The sequence below is a fragment of the Zobellia sp. 1_MG-2023 genome (assembly GCF_030549125.1).
Taxonomy (GTDB): domain Bacteria; phylum Bacteroidota; class Bacteroidia; order Flavobacteriales; family Flavobacteriaceae; genus Zobellia; species Zobellia russellii.
The window spans coordinates 77,271-98,945 of the sequence record NZ_JAUOSY010000007.1 but is presented as its reverse complement, the minus strand read 5'-3'; the positions used below and the strand labels follow the sequence as shown (position 1 = coordinate 98,945).

Below are 21,675 nucleotides of genomic sequence, written 5' to 3'. Positions count from 1 at the left end.
TTATACCATTATGCCAAAAACCAACCTTCCAAAAGGAAGTAAAAAACTACTGAATGCTTGGGCATTCTATGATTGGGCCAATTCAGTTTATAATTTGGTCATCTCTTCAGCGGTATTTCCTATTTTTTACGGAGCCTTAACCTTGGTCAAGGATAAGGAAGGTAATGTTCTAGATGACACCGTGCGCTTCTTGGGGGTAGATTTTAATAATGATACTTTAATCAGTTACGTAACGGCAGCTGCCTTTTTGGTGGTCTCGTTTTTAAGTCCGTTTTTAAGTGGAATTGCGGATTACGTAGGCAACAAGAAAATATTTATGAAGTTCTTTTGCTATCTGGGGGCTCTCTCGTGCATAGGGCTCTATTGGTTTAGCATGGATTGCCTCTGGTTTGGCCTGTTGTGCTATTTTACTGCTTTAATAGGATTTTGGTCTAGCTTGGTTTTCTACAATTCGTATTTGCCGGATATCGCTTTTCCCGAACAACAAGATGCTATAAGTGCAAAAGGATATTCTTTGGGATACATTGGTAGTGTAGTTCTTTTGATTATTTGTTTAGCAATGATTTTAAAGTTTGATTCGTTCGGGTTTGAAGACGAATCCATACCTACCCGGCTCTCCTTTGTGTTGACGGGCTTATGGTGGATCGGTTTTAGTCAATACACCTATTATCATCTCCCCAAAGGGAATAAAAAGGAAACTTTTACAAAGGATATACTGTTTAACGGTTTTAAGGAATTGAAGCTTATTTGGTCAAAAATAAAGGCCAACGTGCCGTTAAAGCGATATTTGGGTGCGTTTTTCGTGTACAGTATGGCTGTACAGACCATTATGTTAATCGCTACTTATTTTGGAATAGAAGAATTAGATTGGGGCGCCACGGATTCCACTACGGGGCTGATTGTTAGTATTTTGCTTATTCAGATTGTTGCGGTTTTAGGGGCTTTTGTAACGTCGCGTTGTTCATCACGTTTTGGCAACATCAACGTTTTAATTGTTTTGAACCTTATTTGGATTTTCATCTGCATTTTTGCCTATACGATTACCACACCTATGGAGTTTTATATAACTGCCGGGGCAGTGGGCCTCGTGATGGGTGGTATACAATCTTTATCTAGATCAACATATTCCAAGCTATTACCGGAAGATGCGGTAGACACCACTTCTTATTTTAGTTTTTACGATGTTTCGGAAAAAATAGGCATTGTGATAGGAATGTTGAGCTATGGTTACATTGCCCAGATTACGGGAAGCATTAGGTATTCAATTATATTTTTAGGGCTATTTTTCTTAATAGGGATGTTTCTTTTAACGCGGGTAAATAAAAAAACCTCTATAAAAGAGGCTTAGTTAGATGACTGTAGTGATCGCTTTTTGATGTATTATCCTTTAGAAACATCGCCTGAACCCGATGTTTTTGTATCTATTTTTTTTGGGTTCCCGCGGTAGCTAATATCACCGGAACCGGAAACCCTTGCTTTTAATTTTTCGTTTACCGTAACTTTTATATCCGCAGAACCAGAGATTGTGGCTTCTACATTATCGGCATTTAAATCGTAAGCCCTAATGTCCCCAGAACCGGAAATAGTAGCTTCAAAATCATGAGTATTACCACTTAGGTTCATATCTCCAGAGCCGGACATAGAGGCCACAAGGGCATCCGTTGTAACATCTAAAGTAATATCACCGGAACCGGACATAGATGTTTTGAATCTAGAGGTTTTTAAAGTGGTATGTCCAACAATATCTCCGGAACCGGAAAGACTTAAAGCATCAATACGTTCTACAGGTACTTTTACTTTGATGCTGCCTTTGTGTAAAGAGGGCCTTATGTTTATGCCTTTTTTGACTCTTATGACCAATTTTTCACCCTGTACTTCGGTAACGATGTAATCCAATAAATTCTGTTCTCCGCTAATCACTAGTTCTCCTTCATTGCCTTCTACAAGGTCTACGTCAAAAGAGCCGGAAACCGCAATGGCATCGTAATCGCCAACGCTACGCTCTATACTCACTACATTTCCATTGCCTTTTATGCCTTTCCCCCATTGTGCGGAACAAGAAACGGCTGCTAATGCTAAACTTAATACGATCCAATTTTTCATGACTGTTTGTTTTAATTGATTATGATGATGATTTAATTTTTATAGAATGTTACGCCCCCGTAGTCGCTAGAAATAGAAACGGAATTACCACTATTGTTAGAACCGTAATAGCCTTTGTAAAACCTACTTGTATTTTTTTCTTCGCTTATATTAATTTCAAAATCATCCTTACCACTAACGCCTGAATAAGATGTTTTAATCTCAAAGTTGAAGTGGTAATTAGGGTCATAGCCTATTTTAACTCCTGTATAGTCTGTTCTTAGCTGCATATTTCCGGCATCTTGGGCCATGTTCGCTATTTTTAGGGAGCCGTAATCCGCTACGATATCTACATTGCCGTGAACCGTACCCAATTGAACATTAATATAATCTCCTGTTCCTTGTATGTTGTTGACTTCGGTAATTTCAATTTTACCATAGTCGCTGTTATATTGCAAGTTTTTCATTTGGGCTACGGAACCGTTGGTGTAGTCTGCACTAATAATCAAATCACCTGCTTTTTCAATGTGAAAACCGGAGTAATCAGCTGAAATTTTACCGCTGTTAATAAAGGAAATGGTAGATTTTGTAGTGTAATCAAAATTTAATTGATTGTTCCTGCCGCGCAGTTCCCCAATATCCAACCTGCCATAATCGCAGTTTATTTTTGCATGCCCGTCTACTCGGTCAATACTAATACTGCCATAATCATTGTTCAGATCAACATTGTTCTTTACCGGCAACTTTATGGTATAGTTGATTTGCATGTTTACATTATTGCTTTTTCCCCAGTTCCACCCCCATCTACTATTATTGTTATCAATGTTGGTTCTAGCGGAAACTATGCTTTTTGAGGCTTCAAAATCTACTGAAATCCCATCTAATTTTTCCTGAGCTTTTTCTTCGTTATTGCTGTTGGTCTTAATATGAACTTCAATAAGAATGCGGTTTTCGTTCCAAGAAATAATGTTCACATTGCCATAGCTGTTGTTAACTCTTAAAAGAGCATCGGCATTAACGTAAAACTCCTTTTTTATAGTTTTTTCTTTGCTGTGTTTGCCTTTTGGCTCTCTGGTGTTTGCCATGAGTAACATGGGAACCATCAGAAAAAATAGGGCAATGGATTTATATTGTAGTTTTTGCATTATCGTAATTTTTTAAATTTTTTATGGTTTCAATTGTATTGAGAACGTCCTGTAATAGGTCAATACGCGTTTGAAAGTTTGTAATCATTGCACTTAAAATGAGTTTACTGTTGCCTCCATTAACCAAGTCTTGCTCCAATTGGGTGTAATTGGTTTCCAGTTTCTTAAGTTGTATCATGGTGTCATCAATTATTTTTTTGGTTTCGGGCGTGCTTTCGCTTTTAAGTGTGTTGACCTGTTGTTCAATAAGGCTCGCAAAATAAAATTCAGTACGTGATACTTCCGGTGATATCTGGGCAACCTGCTGTTCCAAAGACGGCTTTGATTTATACACGTTAAATACAATTGTACATAGAATTGCAATAGAGGCTGCAATGGACAAAGGTTTCCACCAAGATTTGTTCTTTCCGGTTAAGGTCTTAGTGCCTTGTTGGGTGTCCAGTTTTTCTAAAAACCGTTGCTCGTGGCCATGGGCGGGTGCCTCAAGATCAAAAGAACCTTCTAGGTTTTTGAATAGTTTATCTATATTGTCTTCTTTCATCTTAAGCTTCCATCAATTTATTTCTTAGGCTCTCCTTGGCCCTGGAAATAGTGGTTCTACAATTGGCATAACTCATATTCATAATTTCACCGATTTCTTCATAATCGTAACCTTCAATAAGATGTAAGGTCAAAGAAATTCTGTAGTTGTCCTTTAAACACTTCATGGTTTCCATCACTTTTTGAGCCTTCGTTTCAGTTAACGCATGAGGGTCTGCGACACCTATATCATTATCTTCAACCTTGTACAATACATCTTGTATGGCAACTTCGTTTTTTTTCTGTTGCTTTCGGTAGTGATAGATACTGTTGTTTATTACAATGCGTTTTAACCAAGAGCCAAAAGTTACCTCGCCTTTAAACGTATGCAGTTTCGTAAACGCGTTCAGAAACGATTCTTGCATGACATCTTCGGCTTCATCGCTCTTTTTTACAATACGTACGGCCGTGTTGTACATGGCCTTGTAATAACGATTGTAAACTTCGAGCTGGGCACTTTGCTTTCCGTCCAGACACATTTGTAATAAAGTGTCAATATGTTCTCTTTCTTGGCTCAAAAAGTGAAAGGTTTTCTTAAAGATGACCTAAGATATGGATTGTTACAGTTTGGTGGGAAAAATAAATGAACGGCATTTCTTTGGGTATGGCATAAGAATTGTCAATATTGCACCGATAGAAAAGGCACTATTCTACATTTTAGTAATGTTTACAGTGTCTTAGAGGAATATGAAGATAACAGATAACTAAGGGTTCCTGTCATTAAAATGACAGAATGACCGCAATTGATACTATGGGAGATCCTAAATTCACGAATTTTGACAATATGTCGCTACAGTCCATTGATGAAGATGCTGAGCTGATACCCCTTTTGACCGCAGAAGACGAGGAAGAGATGAGTAATGAAGCCTTGCCAGAAACACTACCAATATTGCCTTTACGCAATACCGTTTTGTTTCCTGGTGTGGTAATTCCTATTACAGCCGGCAGGGATTCGTCTATTAATTTGATCAAGGATGCCAACAATGGGTCCAAGGTAATAGGTGTGGTATCTCAAAAAGACAAGGATACTGAAAACCCTACGGTAAAAGATATAAACGTTCTGGGAACGGTAGCCCGTATATTAAGAGTGTTGAAAATGCCCGATGGAAATACTACGGTAATCCTACAAGGTAAAAAGCGTTTTGAAGTAGCTGAAATACTTACCGAAGAGCCTTATATGACTGCTACCGTGAGGGATACCAACGAGCAAAGACCTAACCAGACCGAGCCGGAATTTTTGGCCATTATAGAGTCTATTAAGGACTTGGCTCTAAAGATTATTAGAGACAACCCGAACATACCAAGTGAAGCTTCTTTTGCAATTAAGAACATTCAGAGCAATTCATTTTTAATTAACTTTGTTTCGTCCAATCTTAACCTTGGCGTAAAGGAGAAGCAGGAATTGTTAGAAATTAACAATCTTCAGGAGCGTGCACTTGCCACATTAAAACATATGAACCTTGAGCTTCAGAAATTGGAGTTGAAGAATGATATACAGTCCAAAGTACGCAATGACATGGACCAACAGCAGCGTGAGTATTTCTTGCACCAACAAATGAAGACCATTCAAGAGGAGTTGGGCGGAGTTTCGCATGACGATGAAATTGTTGAAATGCGCAAGAAAGCCAAAAAGAAAAAGTGGGACGCAAAGGTAAAGGAGCATTTTGATAAGGAATTGTCAAAAATGCAGCGTATGAATCCACAAGTGGCCGAGTATTCCATCCAAAGAAACTATTTGGACCTATTTCTAGATTTACCATGGAACGAGTTTTCAAAGGATAAGTTCGATTTGAAAAGGGCTCAGAGAATATTGGATAGGGATCATTACGGACTAGAGGACGTAAAGCGAAGAATCATTGAATATTTAGCGGTTCTAAAGCTTAGAAACGATATGAAGTCTCCTATTTTATGTCTATACGGACCTCCGGGCGTTGGTAAAACCTCGTTGGGTAAATCCGTAGCGGAAGCCCTAGGAAGGGAATATGTAAGAATATCTTTGGGAGGTTTAAGAGATGAGGCCGAAATACGTGGGCATCGTAAAACCTACATTGGGGCAATGCCAGGTAGGATTGTTCAAAGCTTGAAAAAGGCAGGAACGTCCAATCCCGTTTTTATTTTAGATGAGATAGATAAGCTATCCAGTAGTCATCAAGGTGATCCATCGTCCGCAATGTTGGAGGTTCTGGATCCAGAGCAAAATGGTGAGTTCTACGATAATTTCTTAGAGATGGGTTATGACCTTTCTAAAGTGATGTTCATAGCAACGGCAAATAACTTGTCAACTATTCAGCCGGCGCTACGTGACCGTATGGAAATCATAAACGTAACGGGTTATACCATTGAGGAGAAGGTTGAAATTGCAAAACGGCATTTGCTTCCAAAGCAACTAAAGGAGCATGGTCTTAAACCAAAAGACCTTTCCGTTGGAAAACCACAATTAGAAAAAATAGTAGAAGGATATACGCGTGAGTCCGGAGTTCGTTCTTTGGAAAAACAGATTGCCAAAATGGTACGTTATGCGGCCAAAAATATTGCAATTGAAGAAGAGTACGATGTAAAGGTGACCAATGAAATTATTGAAAAGGTTTTGGGTCCTGCACGTCTGGAGCGCGATAAGTATGAAAATAATGATGTAGCAGGGGTTGTAACCGGTCTTGCATGGACAAGTGTTGGTGGAGATATTCTTTTTATAGAATCAATCTTGTCCAAGGGTAAAGGAGCTTTAAATATTACCGGAAATCTAGGAAAGGTAATGAAAGAGTCCGCCACTATTGCTATGGAGTACATTAAATCCAATGCGGATAGATTTGGGATAAATTCAGAAGTGTTTGATAAGTATAATGTTCACATTCACGTTCCGGAAGGCGCTACCCCTAAAGATGGTCCTAGTGCTGGTATAACCATGTTAACCTCATTGGTTTCTTTGTTTACGCAAAAGAAAGTGAAGAAAAGTTTGGCCATGACAGGAGAAATAACGCTAAGAGGAAAAGTGTTGCCTGTTGGTGGTATAAAGGAGAAAATCTTAGCGGCTAAAAGAGCAAGAATCAAAGAGTTAATTCTTTGTAAAGACAATGAAAGAGATATTTTAGAGATAAAAAAAGAGTATCTTAAGGGCTTAAAATTCCACTACGTTACAGATATGCACGAAGTGGTAGATATTGCTATTACGGCCCAAAAAGTTAAGAACGCTAAAAAACTCTAATGTCTAAGATTACAATTGCCATAGACGGATTTTCTTCTACCGGAAAAAGTACTTTGGCCAAGCAATTGGCCAAAGAATTAGGTTATGTATATGTAGATACGGGCGCAATGTATCGTGCCATAACGTTGTTTGCTATGCGTAACGGATTTATTGGTGGCAAGGAAGAACGACTCGAAGATTTGGTGAAATTGTTACCAAAAATCAGGTTAAAGTTCGTTCCCAATCCTGACCTTGGTTTTGCCGAAATGTATCTCAACAATGAGAACGTGGAGAAAGAAATACGCACCATGCAGGTTTCTAAACATGTGAGTAGAATTGCTGAACTTGAGCAAGTACGTTACATGTTGGTAGAAATGCAAAAGGCTATGGGCAAGGAAAAGGGCATTGTTATGGACGGCAGGGATATTGGTACCGTGGTTTTTCCCGATGCCGAGCTTAAGATTTTTATGACAGCATCTCCACAAGCAAGGGCTACGCGCAGATATAAAGAGTTGTTGGATAGGGGTGAGAAAGTCTCCTATGAAGATGTGCTGGAAAATGTGCAGAAGCGAGATTTTATAGATTCCCACCGCGAATTTTCTCCATTGCATAAAGCGGATAATGCCATAGAGTTCGATAATAGTGATATGGGACTCAAGGAACAATTTGAACGGCTACTCAGTATCGCCGATCGCTGTATTGAGAAAGTATAAAAAAACGTGCCAGAAATTAATCTGGCACGTTTTTTATTTGTTTTCGGTTCTTTTTAGATATTAGGGATAACAAGAACTTGATCAGGGTGAATAACATCCGGGTTGGTCAATACACCTGTGTTGGCAGCAAAAATCTGCTTGTATTTCATTGGGTCCCCGTAATATTGTTTTGCAATTTTGCTCAAAGACTCACCGCTCTTTACCGTATGTCTGTGATACACAGAAGAATCACCTACCGAAATATTGGCCTTAAGATCAGAAGGGTTTTCGCCGCCCAATTGCTTTATCTTGTCCCAAAGCAAATTCTTTTCATATTGGGTGTTGGCTTCGCCTTTAATTTTTAGCACACCGTTTTCTTCGGAAACATCTCCATTTTTTATACCTAATTCTTCACCAAGATTTAAAACTTCTTGATATTTTGCTTTAACGCTCATACGTAATACTTTTTAATGGTTAATATTCTTGACCCCAAGATAACGATAAAACCACTGTTTTACGTATAAAATGGAGTAAAAAAAGGTTACAATAACAATGCTGTGGTAATAAGGTTGGTAAACTAATAAAAAAGATGTATTTTTGCACTCCTTTTTTACAAATTCATCAAGAGCGAAAAGGAAAGATAAAAAATTGACATATAACAACTTCTGCGATCATTGTTTAACTCTTGTGCCATCGTAGAATACAAATTTAAGATCAGCAAATGGCTGAAGAAAAAGCAACAGCTCAGGTAGAGGAAACTTCTACCGAGGCAAAACAAGAAGTAAAAGAACAAGCTCCTAAGCAAGATCCAAAAGAATTTTTGGAAAACTTTGATTGGGAGAAGTACGAAGAAGGTATTGAAAGAGTAGATGACTCTAAATTAGAGGAATTTGAAAAGTTGGTAGCTGAAAACTTCGTAGATACTGCCGATGAAGAGGTAGTTGAAGGTAAGGTAGTTTATTTGACCGACCGTGAGGCGATCATAGACATCAATGCCAAATCTGAAGGTGTTATTTCTTTGAACGAATTCCGTTACAACCCTAACTTAAAAGTAGGTGATAAGGTTGAAGTTCTTATAGACATCCGTGAAGATAAAAGTGGCCAATTGGTACTTTCTCACAGAAAGGCTAGAACCATTATGGCTTGGGATCGTGTAAATGCGGCCCACGATAAAGAAGAAATTGTTAGTGGTTTCGTTAAATGTAGAACTAAAGGTGGTATGATCGTAGATGTGTTTGGCATCGAGGCGTTCTTGCCAGGTTCTCAAATTGATGTGAAGCCTATTCGTGATTACGATCAGTACGTTGGTAAGACAATGGAATTCAAAGTGGTTAAAATTAACCATGAATTCAAGAACGTTGTAGTATCTCATAAAGCGTTGATCGAAGCAGATATCGAAGAGCAGAAGAAAGAAATCATCAGCCAGTTAGAAAAAGGACAGGTGTTAGAAGGTGTTGTGAAAAACATTACTTCTTACGGTGTGTTCGTTGATCTTGGTGGTGTTGATGGTTTGGTACATATTACCGATCTTTCTTGGAGCCGTATCAACCACCCGAACGAGGTTGTAGAATTGGATCAGAAAATCAATGTTGTTATCCTTGATTTTGATGAGAACAAATCTAGAATCCAGTTGGGTATGAAGCAATTGGAGAAACATCCTTGGGATGCCTTGAGCGATGAAATCAAAATTGGAGACAAAGTAAAAGGTAAAGTAGTTGTAATCGCAGATTACGGTGCATTTATTGAGGTTGTTGAAGGTGTTGAAGGTTTGATCCACGTTTCTGAAATGTCTTGGTCTACGCACTTGCGTTCAGCTCAGGATTTCGTAAAAGTTGGTGATGAGGTAGAAGCTGTGGTATTGACATTGGATCGTGAAGATCGTAAAATGTCTCTTGGTATCAAGCAATTGACTCCAGACCCATGGACTGATATTACTACTAAATACCCTGTTGGTTCAAGACATTCTGGTATCGTTAGAAACTTTACCAACTTTGGTGTTTTTGTAGAAATGGAAGAAGGTATTGACGGTTTGATCTATATCTCTGATTTATCTTGGACTAAGAAAATCAAGCACCCATCTGAGTTTGTTTCTGTTGGAGACAAAATGGAGGTTGAAGTGTTAGAGTTGGATGTTGAAGGTCGTAAGCTGAGCTTAGGTCACAAACAGACTACTGAGAACCCTTGGGATAAGTACGAAGCTGAATTTGCTGTTGATACTGTTCATAAAGCAACTATTACCGATATCGTTGATAAAGGTGCTACAATAGACTTTAATGAAGATATCACTGCTTTCATTCCGCAACGTCATTTAGAGAAGGAAGATGGTAAGAAATTAGGTAAAGGAGACGAAGCCGAATTTAAGATCATTGAGTTCAACAAAGATTTCAAACGTGTTGTTGCAAGTCACACTGCTATTTTCAGAGAAGAAGAGCAGCGTAACGTTAAGGCGGCGCAGAAGAAAGCTGCTGCATCTGCAGAGGAAGCTAAGCCTACTTTAGGTGATGCTAACGAAGCATTGCAAGCGTTGAAAGATAAGATGGAAGGTAAGAGCTAAATCTTACACTAATCTATATAGAAATCCCCATAGCCTTTTGGTTATGGGGATTTTTTTTTGGTCTATAAAACTATTTTTAAAGGACTTAAGAAGCTTCTAGATTTTATTACTTTGGAAAAAACGGTATACATTTAAAAATCACTTTTTTTCTAACTAGAATTCCCTATTTTTGTTAAGCTAAAGCAATAGAGCAGTATGGGGCAAAAAGTACTTCTTTCTGAAAAGGAAATAAACATCATACTCCATCGTTTGGCATGTCAACTTCTCGAAAACCATCTAGATTTTAAAGATACCGTACTTATAGGCATTCAGCCTAGGGGTATTTTTGTGGCAGATAGGTTAACCAAAATTTTGCAGGAAGAATACGGCGTAAAGGAAATTAAGCTAGGCTTTTTGGATATCACTTTTTATAGGGACGACTTTAGAAGGGGGGATAAAACCTTGGAAGCAACCAAGACCAAAATAGATTTTTTGGTGGAGGATAAAAAAGTGGTACTTATAGATGATGTACTGTATACCGGGCGTAGTATTAGATCTGCATTAACGGCAATCCAATCTTTTGGGAGACCTTCGGAAATAGAGTTGCTAACCCTTATAGACAGGCGTTTTAGTAGACATTTGCCTATACAGCCAAACTACAGGGGCAGGCAGGTAGATGCTATAAATGATGAAAAAGTTAAGGTTCTTTGGAAAGAGAACGATGGTGAAGACGTGATATATTTGATAAATAAATAACAATGGCGGAACTGAGTGTAAAACACTTACTGGGAATCAAATATTTAAATGAGAATGACATTCAGCTCATTTTCGAAACCGCCGATCATTTTAAGGAAGTTATTAATCGTTCTATAAAGAAGGTACCTTCCTTACGGGATATTACTATTGCGAATATCTTTTTTGAGAACAGTACCCGAACTAAGCTGTCTTTTGAGCTTGCAGAAAAAAGATTGTCTGCGGATGTCATTAACTTTTCGGCGGGCCAATCATCGGTTAAAAAAGGGGAGACCCTAATAGATACGGTCAATAACATCCTGTCTATGAAAGTAGATATGGTGGTTATGCGCCATCCCAATCCTGGGGCGGGAATATTTTTGTCCAAACATGTTAAAGCATCTATAGTCAATGCTGGAGATGGTGCTCATGAACATCCTACCCAAGCACTTTTAGATTCTTATTCCATTCGTGAAAAATTAGGTGATGTTGCCGGTAAGAATGTTGTGATTGTTGGAGATATTTTGCATTCTCGCGTAGCGCTGTCCAATATATTTGCTTTAAAGCTTCAAGGTGCGAACGTAAAAGTATGTGGACCTAAGACCTTACTGCCAAAATATGTGGAATCATTAGGGGTACAAGTAGAAACGGACTTAAGAAAGGCTTTAAACTGGTGCGATGTGGCAAATATGTTGCGAATCCAGAACGAAAGACTGGATATTAGTTATTTCCCTACCACTAGGGAGTATACGCAGCAATTTGGTGTCAACAAAAAATTGCTGGACAGTTTAGATAAAGAGATAGTAATTATGCACCCAGGTCCAATAAACAGAGGTGTGGAAATTACCAGTGATGTGGCGGACTCAAAACAGTCCATTATATTAAATCAAGTAGAAAATGGAGTTGCCATTCGTATGGCAGTGATTTATTTATTAGCTTCAAAAATAAAATAATAAAAGTATGATTTTCGATTCGGACGGTTCTACAACTATCGTTTTTCAAGAAAATACCACGCTTTCTATTTTCTTAAAAAACCTAAATGACGCTTATCCAAAGATAAAAAATGACAATATTGTCGTAAACCTTTTTTCCTTTTCAAAGTTAAAGGCAGATGATGTTCTTGAGTTTTTGCAAATTTCGGATTTGCATAAAAAAGCCAAGAAATCTTTTGTTTTGGTAACAGATAAGGTTTCCTATGATGAGGTACCTGATGCCATAATGGTAGTGCCAACCATTCAAGAAGCTCACGATATCATAGAAATGGAAGAAATTGAACGAGATTTAGACTTATGAGTAACTATCACCTGTCTCAAGTAAACATAGCCAAGATGCGGGCGCCAATAGATAGCCCTGTAATGGCCGATTTTGTAAATGACCTTGATCGTATAAATGCCATTGCAGACAAGAGTACGGGTTTTGTCTGGAGACTTAAAGGTGAGGACGACAATGCTACCGCCCTGCGCGTTTTTGAAGATGATTTTCTTATTATCAATATGTCCGTTTGGGAATCCAAAGAAGCTTTGTTCAATTTTACCTATGCCTCGCAACATGCGGGTGTCATGAGAAGAAAAAAGGAATGGTTTCACCAAATGTCAGATATGCACATGTGTCTGTGGTACACAAAGGAAGGTCATGAACCCACTCCGGATGAGGCTAAAGAACGTCTTAGGTACCTTAATGAGCATGGTGAATCTCCTTATGCGTTCAGTTTTAAAGGGCAATTTACGGTTGAGGAAGCCTTAAGCTATTCGCCTAAGAATTAGAAAAATGAAACTGCATATTCTTGGTTGCTACGCTGCAACACCTCGTACGTTAACCAATCCTACTTCTCAGGTTTTGGAAGTCAAGAACCATATGTTTTTGATAGACTGCGGCGAAGGTACCCAAGTACAGTTACGAAAGCATAAAATAAAGTTTTCGCGCATTAACCATATTTTTATTTCCCATTTACATGGCGATCATTTTTTTGGTCTCCCAGGTTTGGTTTCTACTTTTCGGTTGTTAGGTAGGGAAAAAGAATTACATATTTACGGACCCAAGGGAATTAAAGAAGCTATTACCTTACTCCTAAAGCTTGGTGATTCATGGACCAATTATCAACTGTATTTTCATGAGCTTTCAAATAGGGAATCGGAAATTGTTTTTGAAGACGATAAAATTTCTGTAGAAACTATTCGGTTAAATCATCGGGTATATACAAACGGTTTCCTATTCAAAGAGAAACCAGGGGAGCGTAAACTTAATGTAGAAGCGGTTGCAAAGTATAAGGTGGATAGGGTCTATTTTCAAAATATAAAAAACGGCAAGGATGTTACGTTAGATAATGGAACTGTGGTTCCTAATGCCAAGTTAAGTTTTGATCCGCCAACCCCTAAAAGTTATGCCTATTGTAGTGATACCGGTTATAAGCCAGATATTGTTGATCAAATCAAAAACGCTACGACATTGTATCATGAGTCCACTTTTTTGGAGACAGAGGCTCATTTAGCGGTAAAAACCAAGCACTCTACGGCCAAGGAAGCAGCGGCAATTGCCAAAGCGGCAAACGTGGGTTTACTGGTTTTAGGTCACTATTCTACCCGATATAAATCCATAGAGCTTTTTAAAGGCGAAGCATTGGAAGTTTTCTCCAATGTAGAACTTGCCGATGACGGCAAGTTTTTTGAGTTTTAGTTTCCTTCCTACTTTTTCGTTACCAATCTTTTGCTGAACTTTGGTTAAAAGGATTTTAGCAAGAAAATTATGCAAAAAGATTTAGGCGATTATCGCAAATCATATGAAAAGAGTGCCCTTTTGGAAGATTCCATTTCGGATAATCCTATGGAGTTGTTTCAAAAATGGTTTCATGAAACGGAAGCATCGGACGGAGTGGATGAACCAAATGCTATGACCGTTTCAACTATTGGTTTGGATGGTTACCCTAAAAGTAGGGTGGTGCTATTAAAAAAGTTTACCCATGAGGGATTTATATTCTATACCAATTACCATAGTGAAAAGGGCAAGGCCATAGCCGCTAACCCTAATGTGTGTATTTCCTTTTTTTGGCCTAATATGGAAAGACAGATTATTATAAAAGGCAAGGCCGAAAAGATTGCCGAAAATATGTCTGATGGTTATTTTGAGTCCCGCCCGGATGGAAGCAAGCTCGGAGCCATTGTTTCTGAGCAAAGCTCTGTTATTGCATCTAGGGAAGATTTGGAAAATAAGTTAAAGCAATTAGAGCAAGAATACCAGGACAAGGAAATAACAAGACCGGACTATTGGGGCGGGTATATTGTAAAACCGCAATCATTGGAATTTTGGCAAGGAAGACCTAACCGCTTGCATGATCGTATTAGGTATAGCTTAATTAATGGTTTGGATTGGAAAATGGAAAGATTGGCACCTTAAACCCAAGGTTAGTGCAAAATTTGGAAGGGGCTAAACATTTTTAAAACTTTAAATTTCGGTTAAATGAAAACATTGATAATGGTCAGGCACGGGAAATCTTCTTGGGATTATTCGGTGAGCGATAAAGATCGGCCGCTTCAGGAAAGAGGTGTGAACGATGCACTTTTAGTGTCCTCCAAGTTTAATTCTCAAGCGGAAAATATAGACGCCGTTTTTTCAAGTCCCGCAAATAGGGCATTGCACACCGCTATGATTTTTACTAGACAGCTCAGTATTTCTTTGTCCTTGGTACAGATTACGAACGAACTGTATGATTTTTCAGGGGAATCGGTTTTTGACTTTATATCAAACCTTGATGATTCGTTAGATTCTGTGATGATTTTTGGTCATAATCACGCTTTTACCCATGTTGCCAATTCTTTGGGAAATACCTATATTGACAACGTTACGACCAGTGGCCTGGTACAGCTCAATTTTCCGGTCAATAGCTGGAATTCAGTAACAAAAGGAACAACAAAACAAACCATTTTCCCGAAAGACCTTAGATAAATGATAAAGACAAATTACAAATATATAAACAGAGAAATAAGCTGGTTACGTTTTAACGAAAGAGTGCTTCAAGAGTGCGAGGATGAGAATGTACCGTTAATAGAACGTCTTCGGTTTTTAGGAATATTTTCCAACAATTTAGATGAGTTTTTTAAAGTGCGCTATGCTACCGTAAAACGAATTTTTGAAGCGGGAAAATCGGGCAAAAGTGTTTTAGGTGGTGAGAAGGCCAAGGATTTATTGGAAGAGATTACCAAATTTGTAATTGAGCAGCAACGCAAAAGTGTTGAGATTTTAGACGAAATACAGAAGGAGTTAGAAAATCAGGATATCTATCTTCTTAAAGAAAACGAATTGACCGAGAAACAAGGGGAGTTCGTTAAGAAATACTTCATTCAAAAGGTGAGTCCGCAGCTTATGACCATCATTTTAAATGATTTGGCAGAGTTTCCAATGTTGAAGGATACAGCGGCATATTTAGCCGTAAAGATGGTTTTAAAAAGTGATGATCGCACCAAACGTACCTTTGAGAAAAAGGAAAAACGATATGCACTTATTGAAATTCCTAAGGGTATTGACCGTTTTGTGGTCCTGCCTAAAGAGGGTGATAAGAACTATGTAATCATTCTGGATGATATTATCCGGTATTGTATGGATAGTGTTTTCCCTATGTTCGATTATAAGTCCATATCCTCTCATATGATCAAGATTACGCGAGATGCGGAACTTGATATAGATAATGATTTAAGTAAAAGTTTTATTGAGAAAATTTATTCCAGTGTAGAACATAGGAAAATTAGTGATCCGGTACGTTTTGTATATGACAAGAACATAGAGTTGGATACGCTGGATTTTCTTAAGGATAAAATGGGGATCGAGGATGCGGATAGTGTTATACCGGGAGGTAGATATCATAACAAGCGGGATTATATGGGCTTCCCTAGTTTGGGAAGAGAAGATTTAATGTACAGTAAAATAGCTCCGTTACCGGTAAAAGGTTTAAATCTTGAAGGTAGTCTGCTCGAGAAAATAGCTGATAAGGATTATTTGCAGTACACTCCTTACCATACATTTTCATATGTGCTTAAATTTTTAAGGGAAGCCGCTCTAGACCCAAAGGTAAAAGCGATCAAGATTACGGTATATCGTCTTGCCAACGATTCTCAGGTGGCCGCTTGTTTGTCCAATGCGGTTAAGAATGGAAAACAGGTGACCCTGCAAATAGAACTTCGCGCACGTTTTGATGAACAAGCCAATATTAGATATGCCGAGGAACTTCAGGCGGAAGGTGTAAAACTCATTTTTGGTGTACCAGGGCTTAAAGTACATAGTAAGATATGTATGATAGAAAGAGAGGAAAACGGGGTGTTGAAGCGCTATGGATTTATAAGTACAGGTAACTTTAACGAGTCTACTGCAAGAATTTATACGGATTATACGCTGTTTACAGCAAATGAGCGTATTCTAAAAGAATTGAATAAGGTTTTCGATTTCTTTGAGACAACCTATAAAATCAATAAGTACAAGCATCTAATAGTGTCTCCACATTATACCAAATCTTTCTTTATAAAACTGATAGATAAGGAAATAGCGAACGCTAAAGCGGGTAAAGAAGCGTACATCAAAATTAAGATGAACAGCTTTACTTCGTATAAAATGATAGATAAATTGTACGAAGCCAGTAATGCCGGTGTTAAGATACAACTGATCGTGCGGGGTATCTGCTGCTTAATACCCGGTATAAAAGGTATGAGCGAGAATATTGAGGCCATTAGTATTGTAGATAAGTTTTTGGAACACCCAAGAATCTTTATTTTCTGTAACGATGGTGATACCAGAGTGTTTATTTCTTCTGCGGATTTTATGACCCGTAACCTAGAGAACAGGGTAGAGGTAGGTTGTCCTATTTATGACGAAGATGTAAAACAAGAGTTGATAGATACGTATGAAATTTCTTGGAACGATAATGTAAAAGCTAGAGTGTTCAATGAAGAACAGAATAACGCTTATCGTGTAAATGATAAGCCTAAGCTACGTTCGCAGTTTGCTACATATGATTATTACAAAAATAAACTAGGTCCGGATATTTCAATGGCGGAGTAAGGAATAATTAGGGTTTCAGGTTTTGGGCTAAAGCATATAGGCTTTTCTCAAACCTGAAATTCTTACCCATGAATGCTTTCGTTCTTACTTAGGTTTTTCATTATTTCAGCCTCAAAATCTAGGAGTGCTTGCCATTTCTTGTCCACTTCTTCACGATTTCCATATTGCCTTGCAAATTTTAGGAACATGGTGTAGTGCCCGGCTTCACTTACCATAAGCTTATGGTAGAACTCAGCAAGTTCTTTATCCTCCAGTTCTTCGGATAGCAATCTAAAGCGCTCACAGCTTCTGGCCTCGATCAATGCGGCGTATAAAAGACGATGTACCAATTGGGTGGTGCGGCTTCCGCCTTTTGGAAAAAATTTGATCAATTGAAGAACGTACTCATCTTTTCTATCCCGTCCTAAACTTTGTCCTCTAGCCGTAATACGGTCATGTACCATTTTAAAATGGGCCATTTCCTCTCTAGAAAGTGCTATCATTTCCTCTACCAACTCGGTATACTCGGGAAAACTTATGATTAATGATATGGCCGTGCTTGCTGCTTTTTGCTCGCAATAGGCGTGATCGGTCAAAATCTCATCTATATTTTTCTCAACAATATTCACCCATCTGGGATCAGTTGGTAACTTAAGGCCTAGCATAATTATATTTTTCGTAAAATTAGCAAGAATCTTTGTAAACTATAACTAGAATTTAGCATCTTAAATATTCAGTTTCCCCTAAAGAATAATTAGTTTTGTAGATAGTTGTTTTTTATTAGGCCGAAAGGTTAAAAAAAAGCAGGGTTGTTACCACTTGTCAAGAAACCCGAATAACAGATTATGGAATTAACCAAAATAGACCAAAAGCTCCAGTCTTTATTAAGCACTAATTTAGACTCGGAAACAAATTCATGGTTGCAACAAAAATTAGAGCAGATCATTGGCTCAAGTTCTACTAAGGACCTGTATATGACCTATAGCCTGCTGGCTAGTAAAATAGATTCGGGCACTATTCTGAAGCTAAGCGAGGATACGGATGCGGTAACCCAATATTTAAAAACTCAAAAAGCCACAACGCTTCAGGTAGCGCGTATTTATCTATTGATAAAGGTGTTATATGCCAACGAAGATTTTTTTGTGCCCAAAGTGGCCAATTTAATTCAAGTTGCTGATATTGGAGAGCTCGAAACTTTTCTGAAGTTTCTAATCCTATTGCCCAATGCGGAGAATTATAAACAGACCGCAGTTGAAGCTTTGCGTACGAACATTGCCACTATTTTTGAAGCAATAAGTATGCGGAACCCTTACCCGGCAAAATATTTTAATGATCAGCAATGGAACCAAATGTTTTTAAAGGCAGCCTTTATGCAGTTGGACCTTTCCAATATTTTGAGCATTGACGAGCGGGCCAATAAGGACTTGGCACGAATCATCTCAGATTATGCACATGAACGTTGGGCGGCTTCAAGGGAGATTGAACCTTTGTTTTGGAGACCGGTCACGGGATTTTTAGATGATAACTTGTTGAAAGATATGGAACGCTTGTTTGCAAGTGGTAATCCTGTTGAAAATAAAGTGGCCGCATTATGTTGCTACAATTCCGAAGCGTCAAAAGCGAAAGAATTACTGGATAAGTATCCCGAAATAAAAACTCAAGTAGAGCGTAAAACTATTACCTGGAAAAATATAAAAGATTAGTATGGAAGATAAAATGATGATAATCGACCCGCATGTACATATGACATCGCGAACTACGGACGATTACGAGGCTATGGCCGCGGCCGGAGTAGTAGCTATAATAGAACCTTCTTTTTGGTTAGGACAGCCAAGAACGCAAGTGGGTTCGTTTCAAGATTATTACAGTAGTTTGGTAGGTTGGGAGCCTTTTAGGGCGAGCCAATTTGGTATTCAGCATTATTGTACCATTGGCTTAAATTCCAAAGAAGCCAACAATGAAGCATTGGCGGAACAGGTTATAGAGCTTTTGCCGTTGTACGTGCACAAGCAGAATGTTGTAGCTATTGGAGAAATAGGGTATGACGACCAGACGCCAGCGGAGGATAAATATTTCCGTATGCAGTTGGAGATGGCCAAGGAATTAGACATGGTAGTGCAAGTGCATACGCCCCACCGCGATAAAAAAGCAGGTACTTTAAAAAGTATGGAGGTGTGTTTGGAGCATGGTCTAGACCCTTCAAAAGTGGTTATTGACCACAATAACGAGGAAACCGTTAAAGACGTTCTTGATAGAGGTTTCATTGCAGCGTTTACCATTTACCCAAAGACAAAAATGGGTAACGAACGTATGGTAGAAGTGGTCAAAAAATATGGTAGCAACAATATCATTGTAGATAGCTCTGCAGATTGGGGTGTTAGTGATCCTTTGGCGGTGCCAAAGACGGCAAACCTTATGCTTAAAAGAGGAATTGCAAGAGAGGATGTTGTAAAGACATGTTATCAAAATGCATTGGATATTTTTGGTTCCAATGGTAAAATGAAGGAAGAGCACTGGTTAAAGCCTAATGGAATTAATCAAACGCAACTTTTTAATGATAACAGTGTTTTGAGGGGGCAGGAGCCTAGGATAGATTCTGATCAGATTACATAATGAATCGCACGTTTCTTGGTTATGCACGATTGGCAAGACCTGCTAATTTACCGACTGCTGCGGCCGATATTTTGGCCGGTGTAGCTATTGGAGGTATTTTTGTAGGTGGTCTTCAAACTGATTTTCTAGGTTCGGAGCGGTTTTTTAATGTGATATACCTAATATTTTCATCCGTACTTCTCTATGCGGGAGGCGTAATTCTAAACGATGTATTCGATTTTAAGATCGATCAAGTAGAACGTCCCGAAAGGCCCATTCCTAGTGGTGTTGTTCCTTATAATTCGGCGGCGTTATATGGCGGTGTTACTTTAACTGTTGGCGTACTGTTGGCATTCCTGGTATCCGTAACGTCCGGAATGGTTGCTGTAGCATTGGCATTTGCCATACTTTTGTATGATGCAATTGCTAAGAAATATGATTTTTTCGGGCCTTTAAGTATGGGGCTATGCAGGGGGATTAACTTGTTATTGGGCATGTCCATCTTAAATGATTTTAGTTTTTGGTTCATGGCCTTTATACCCATCGTATACATCTTTGCGATTACTTTAATAAGTAGAGGTGAAGTGCATGGGGAAAATAAAAATCATATTGTATTGGCAGGCGTGCTTTACGGAACCGTAATTTTAGCTGTTGCAACTATGGCTTTTCTACATACGGATGCGCTTTTATTTCCGTTATTGTTTTTGATATTGTTTGCGTTCACGGTTTTCAGACCTTTGATAAGGGCACATACCGTAAACTCACCGGAGAATATCAAAAAAGCGGTTATGGCGGGTGTCATAGCGTTAATTTTATTGGATTCGTCCATTGCCGTAGCTTTTTCGGACTGGTGGTATGGGTTGGTTATTTTGGCACTGCTTCCGGTGTCCAAGAGCCTATCAAAATTATTTGCCGTTACCTAAGGTCAATTGTTATTGGCGTTCAAAAGAAAAATGATGTTTAAAACGATAGAACAAAAATTTGAAGTTTCATATCAATATGGCCTTCACTTTACCCAAAACTTGTTCGGTACCGAAAATACCTTGTTCAAGGATATTATTAAGGCTTATAAAAATGAGCCTGTAAAACTTCTTTTTGTGGTTGATGATGGTGTTGCGGCTGCGCACCCGGCACTTATGGACAATATAAAATCTTACTGTAAGCACTATCCTGAAAATCTGGTGCACATGAAGAGCATGATAGTCCAAGGGGGCGAAGCATGTAAAAATGATGAAAGTCAAGTTGAAGCAATACTTAAAGGAGTTAGCGAATATGCTATTTGCAGACATTCATTTGTTGTGGTAATTGGTGGAGGAGCGGTAATTGATATGGCAGGATACGCCGCGGCAATTGCGCATAGAGGTGTAAAATTAATTCGTATACCAACAACTGTTTTGTCTCAAGATGATTCCGCTGTGGGCGTTAAAAATAGTGTGAATGCTTTCGGGAAAAAGAATTTCATTGGCACTTTTGCGCCACCGTATGCGATTATTAACGATACGGATTTTCTTAAAACCTTAGAGCAACGCGATTGGATTTCCGGTATTTCCGAAGCCTTAAAAGTCGCATTGATCAAGGATAAGGTCTTTTTTGAGTATTTGGAGGAAAACGCATATAAATTGCGGGATAGAAATATGGAAGCAATGGAGTACACGATATATAGGTGTGCCGAAATGCATATGCACCATATTGCCCAAGGCGGAGACCCTTTTGAGAGTGGTTCGTCCAGACCTTTGGATTTTGGGCATTGGGCAGCTCATAAATTGGAGTATATGACCAATTATGCACTACGCCATGGCGAAGCCGTTGCTAAAGGCATAGTATTAGATGTGGCTTATGCGCATTTAACAGGTTTGATCAATAAAGCAGATTTAGACCGTGTGGTGGCTGTTTTTCAGAAGATCGGTTTTGATTTAAGCTTTCCATTGGCTTCCGAGAAAGAGGTAAATGAATTGCTGAACGGAATAGAAGAGTTTCGCGAGCATTTAGGAGGAGAACTTACTATAACACTTATTTCTGATTTAGGTGTTAAGCATGATGTTCATCAGATTGACCGCCAGACCATGAAAAAGGCACTGGACATGGTAAACGAAATTTCAAAACTTAAAGTAGGGTAGT

22 protein-coding genes are annotated in these 21,675 nt (G+C 38.6%); 16 read left to right on the top strand and 6 right to left on the bottom strand.

Translation table 11 applies throughout. The features are described 5' to 3' along the window. Positions 1 to 10: 10 nt before the first annotated feature. Positions 11 to 1,348 (top strand): MFS transporter, encoded by a 1,338-nt coding sequence (locus tag Q4597_RS14860; protein WP_303406851.1) that lies wholly within the window; start codon positions 11 to 13, stop codon positions 1,346 to 1,348. Between the two features lie 32 nt (positions 1,349 to 1,380). Here Q4597_RS14860 and Q4597_RS14855 read toward each other — a convergent pair whose 3' ends face one another. From Q4597_RS14855 to Q4597_RS14840, 4 genes are read right to left on the bottom strand one after another with little or no spacing between them, the layout of a single operon-like run. Next, positions 1,381 to 2,103 carry a head GIN domain-containing protein gene (locus Q4597_RS14855; RefSeq protein WP_303406850.1) on the bottom strand — a complete coding sequence of 241 codons (723 nt, stop codon included), beginning with the start codon at positions 2,101 to 2,103 and terminating at the stop codon, positions 1,381 to 1,383. 32 nt (positions 2,104 to 2,135) lie between these two features. Beyond that, positions 2,136 to 3,227 carry a hypothetical protein gene (locus tag Q4597_RS14850; RefSeq protein ID WP_303406849.1) on the bottom strand — a complete coding sequence of 364 codons (1,092 nt, stop codon included), beginning with the start codon at positions 3,225 to 3,227 and terminating at the stop codon, positions 2,136 to 2,138. After that, complete coding sequence (locus tag Q4597_RS14845; RefSeq protein WP_215440890.1) at positions 3,208 to 3,768, bottom strand: hypothetical protein; 561 nt, start codon at positions 3,766 to 3,768, stop codon at positions 3,208 to 3,210. Before Q4597_RS14845 ends, Q4597_RS14850 begins: the two co-directional genes overlap by 20 nt. Before the next feature lies 1 nt (position 3,769). After that, a complete protein-coding gene (locus Q4597_RS14840; RefSeq protein ID WP_215912390.1) occupies positions 3,770 to 4,324 on the bottom strand; it encodes an RNA polymerase sigma factor in 555 nt (184 codons plus the stop codon). A 233-nt stretch (positions 4,325 to 4,557) separates the two neighbouring features. Between Q4597_RS14840 and lon the strand changes: the two genes are divergently transcribed. Continuing rightward, positions 4,558 to 7,008: an endopeptidase La gene (gene lon / locus Q4597_RS14835; protein ID WP_215912484.1), complete on the top strand. Its 2,451-nt coding sequence runs from the start codon at positions 4,558 to 4,560 to the stop codon at positions 7,006 to 7,008. Beyond that, complete coding sequence (cmk, locus tag Q4597_RS14830; RefSeq protein ID WP_303406848.1) at positions 7,008 to 7,700, top strand: (d)CMP kinase; 693 nt, start codon at positions 7,008 to 7,010, stop codon at positions 7,698 to 7,700. The genes lon and cmk overlap by 1 nt, the downstream gene beginning before the upstream one ends. Before the next feature lie 53 nt (positions 7,701 to 7,753). Here cmk and Q4597_RS14825 read toward each other — a convergent pair whose 3' ends face one another. Beyond that, positions 7,754 to 8,134, bottom strand: coding sequence for a LysM peptidoglycan-binding domain-containing protein (locus Q4597_RS14825; protein ID WP_215912388.1), 381 nt, complete (start codon positions 8,132 to 8,134; stop codon positions 7,754 to 7,756). A gap of 266 nt (positions 8,135 to 8,400) precedes the next feature. Here Q4597_RS14825 and rpsA point away from each other — a divergent pair, with 266 nt between their 5' ends. The 9 genes from rpsA to ppk1 all read left to right on the top strand — a co-directional run bounded on the left by rpsA (position 8,401) and on the right by ppk1 (position 16,986). Then, on the top strand, positions 8,401 to 10,233 hold the full coding sequence (gene rpsA, locus Q4597_RS14820; protein ID WP_215912387.1) for a 30S ribosomal protein S1: 1,833 nt from the start codon (positions 8,401 to 8,403) through the stop codon (positions 10,231 to 10,233). 195 nt (positions 10,234 to 10,428) lie between these two features. Beyond that, a complete protein-coding gene (gene pyrR, locus Q4597_RS14815) occupies positions 10,429 to 10,968 on the top strand; it encodes a bifunctional pyr operon transcriptional regulator/uracil phosphoribosyltransferase PyrR (RefSeq protein ID WP_215440884.1) in 540 nt (179 codons plus the stop codon). A 2-nt stretch (positions 10,969 to 10,970) separates the two neighbouring features. Further along, a complete protein-coding gene (locus tag Q4597_RS14810; RefSeq protein WP_303406847.1) occupies positions 10,971 to 11,897 on the top strand; it encodes an aspartate carbamoyltransferase catalytic subunit in 927 nt (308 codons plus the stop codon). Between the two features lie 7 nt (positions 11,898 to 11,904). Next, positions 11,905 to 12,237, top strand: a complete 333-nt coding sequence (locus Q4597_RS14805; protein ID WP_303406846.1) for a ribonuclease Z — start codon at positions 11,905 to 11,907, stop codon at positions 12,235 to 12,237. Beyond that, the gene (locus Q4597_RS14800) at positions 12,234 to 12,707 is read left to right on the top strand and encodes a DUF3291 domain-containing protein (protein ID WP_215440881.1); all 474 of its coding nucleotides are present in this window, start codon (positions 12,234 to 12,236) and stop codon (positions 12,705 to 12,707) included. Before Q4597_RS14805 ends, Q4597_RS14800 begins: the two co-directional genes overlap by 4 nt. A 4-nt stretch (positions 12,708 to 12,711) precedes the next feature. After that, a complete protein-coding gene (locus Q4597_RS14795; RefSeq protein WP_303406845.1) occupies positions 12,712 to 13,617 on the top strand; it encodes a ribonuclease Z in 906 nt (301 codons plus the stop codon). 69 nt (positions 13,618 to 13,686) lie between these two features. Then, positions 13,687 to 14,334, top strand: a complete 648-nt coding sequence (pdxH, locus tag Q4597_RS14790; protein WP_303406844.1) for a pyridoxamine 5'-phosphate oxidase — start codon at positions 13,687 to 13,689, stop codon at positions 14,332 to 14,334. Positions 14,335 to 14,397: 63 nt separating this feature from the next. Then, positions 14,398 to 14,883, top strand: coding sequence for a histidine phosphatase family protein (locus tag Q4597_RS14785; protein ID WP_303406843.1), 486 nt, complete (start codon positions 14,398 to 14,400; stop codon positions 14,881 to 14,883). After that, positions 14,884 to 16,986, top strand: a complete 2,103-nt coding sequence (gene ppk1 / locus Q4597_RS14780) for a polyphosphate kinase 1 (protein ID WP_215440875.1) — start codon at positions 14,884 to 14,886, stop codon at positions 16,984 to 16,986. Positions 16,987 to 17,048: 62 nt separating this feature from the next. Here ppk1 and Q4597_RS14775 read toward each other — a convergent pair whose 3' ends face one another. Beyond that, the gene (locus Q4597_RS14775) at positions 17,049 to 17,630 is read right to left on the bottom strand and encodes a tRNA-(ms[2]io[6]A)-hydroxylase (protein WP_215440873.1); all 582 of its coding nucleotides are present in this window, start codon (positions 17,628 to 17,630) and stop codon (positions 17,049 to 17,051) included. Between the two features lie 180 nt (positions 17,631 to 17,810). Between Q4597_RS14775 and Q4597_RS14770 the strand changes: the two genes are divergently transcribed. From Q4597_RS14770 to Q4597_RS14755, 4 genes are read left to right on the top strand one after another with little or no spacing between them, the layout of a single operon-like run. Next, on the top strand, positions 17,811 to 18,668 hold the full coding sequence (locus Q4597_RS14770; RefSeq protein WP_303406842.1) for an EboA domain-containing protein: 858 nt from the start codon (positions 17,811 to 17,813) through the stop codon (positions 18,666 to 18,668). A 1-nt stretch (position 18,669) separates the two neighbouring features. Beyond that, positions 18,670 to 19,578 (top strand): TatD family hydrolase, encoded by a 909-nt coding sequence (locus Q4597_RS14765; RefSeq protein ID WP_215912381.1) that lies wholly within the window; start codon positions 18,670 to 18,672, stop codon positions 19,576 to 19,578. Beyond that, positions 19,578 to 20,480, top strand: a complete 903-nt coding sequence (gene eboC, locus Q4597_RS14760; RefSeq protein ID WP_303406840.1) for a UbiA-like protein EboC — start codon at positions 19,578 to 19,580, stop codon at positions 20,478 to 20,480. Before Q4597_RS14765 ends, eboC begins: the two co-directional genes overlap by 1 nt. Before the next feature lie 33 nt (positions 20,481 to 20,513). After that, positions 20,514 to 21,674 carry a 3-dehydroquinate synthase gene (locus Q4597_RS14755; RefSeq protein WP_303406839.1) on the top strand — a complete coding sequence of 387 codons (1,161 nt, stop codon included), beginning with the start codon at positions 20,514 to 20,516 and terminating at the stop codon, positions 21,672 to 21,674. The last annotated feature ends 1 nt before the right edge of the window (position 21,675 follow it).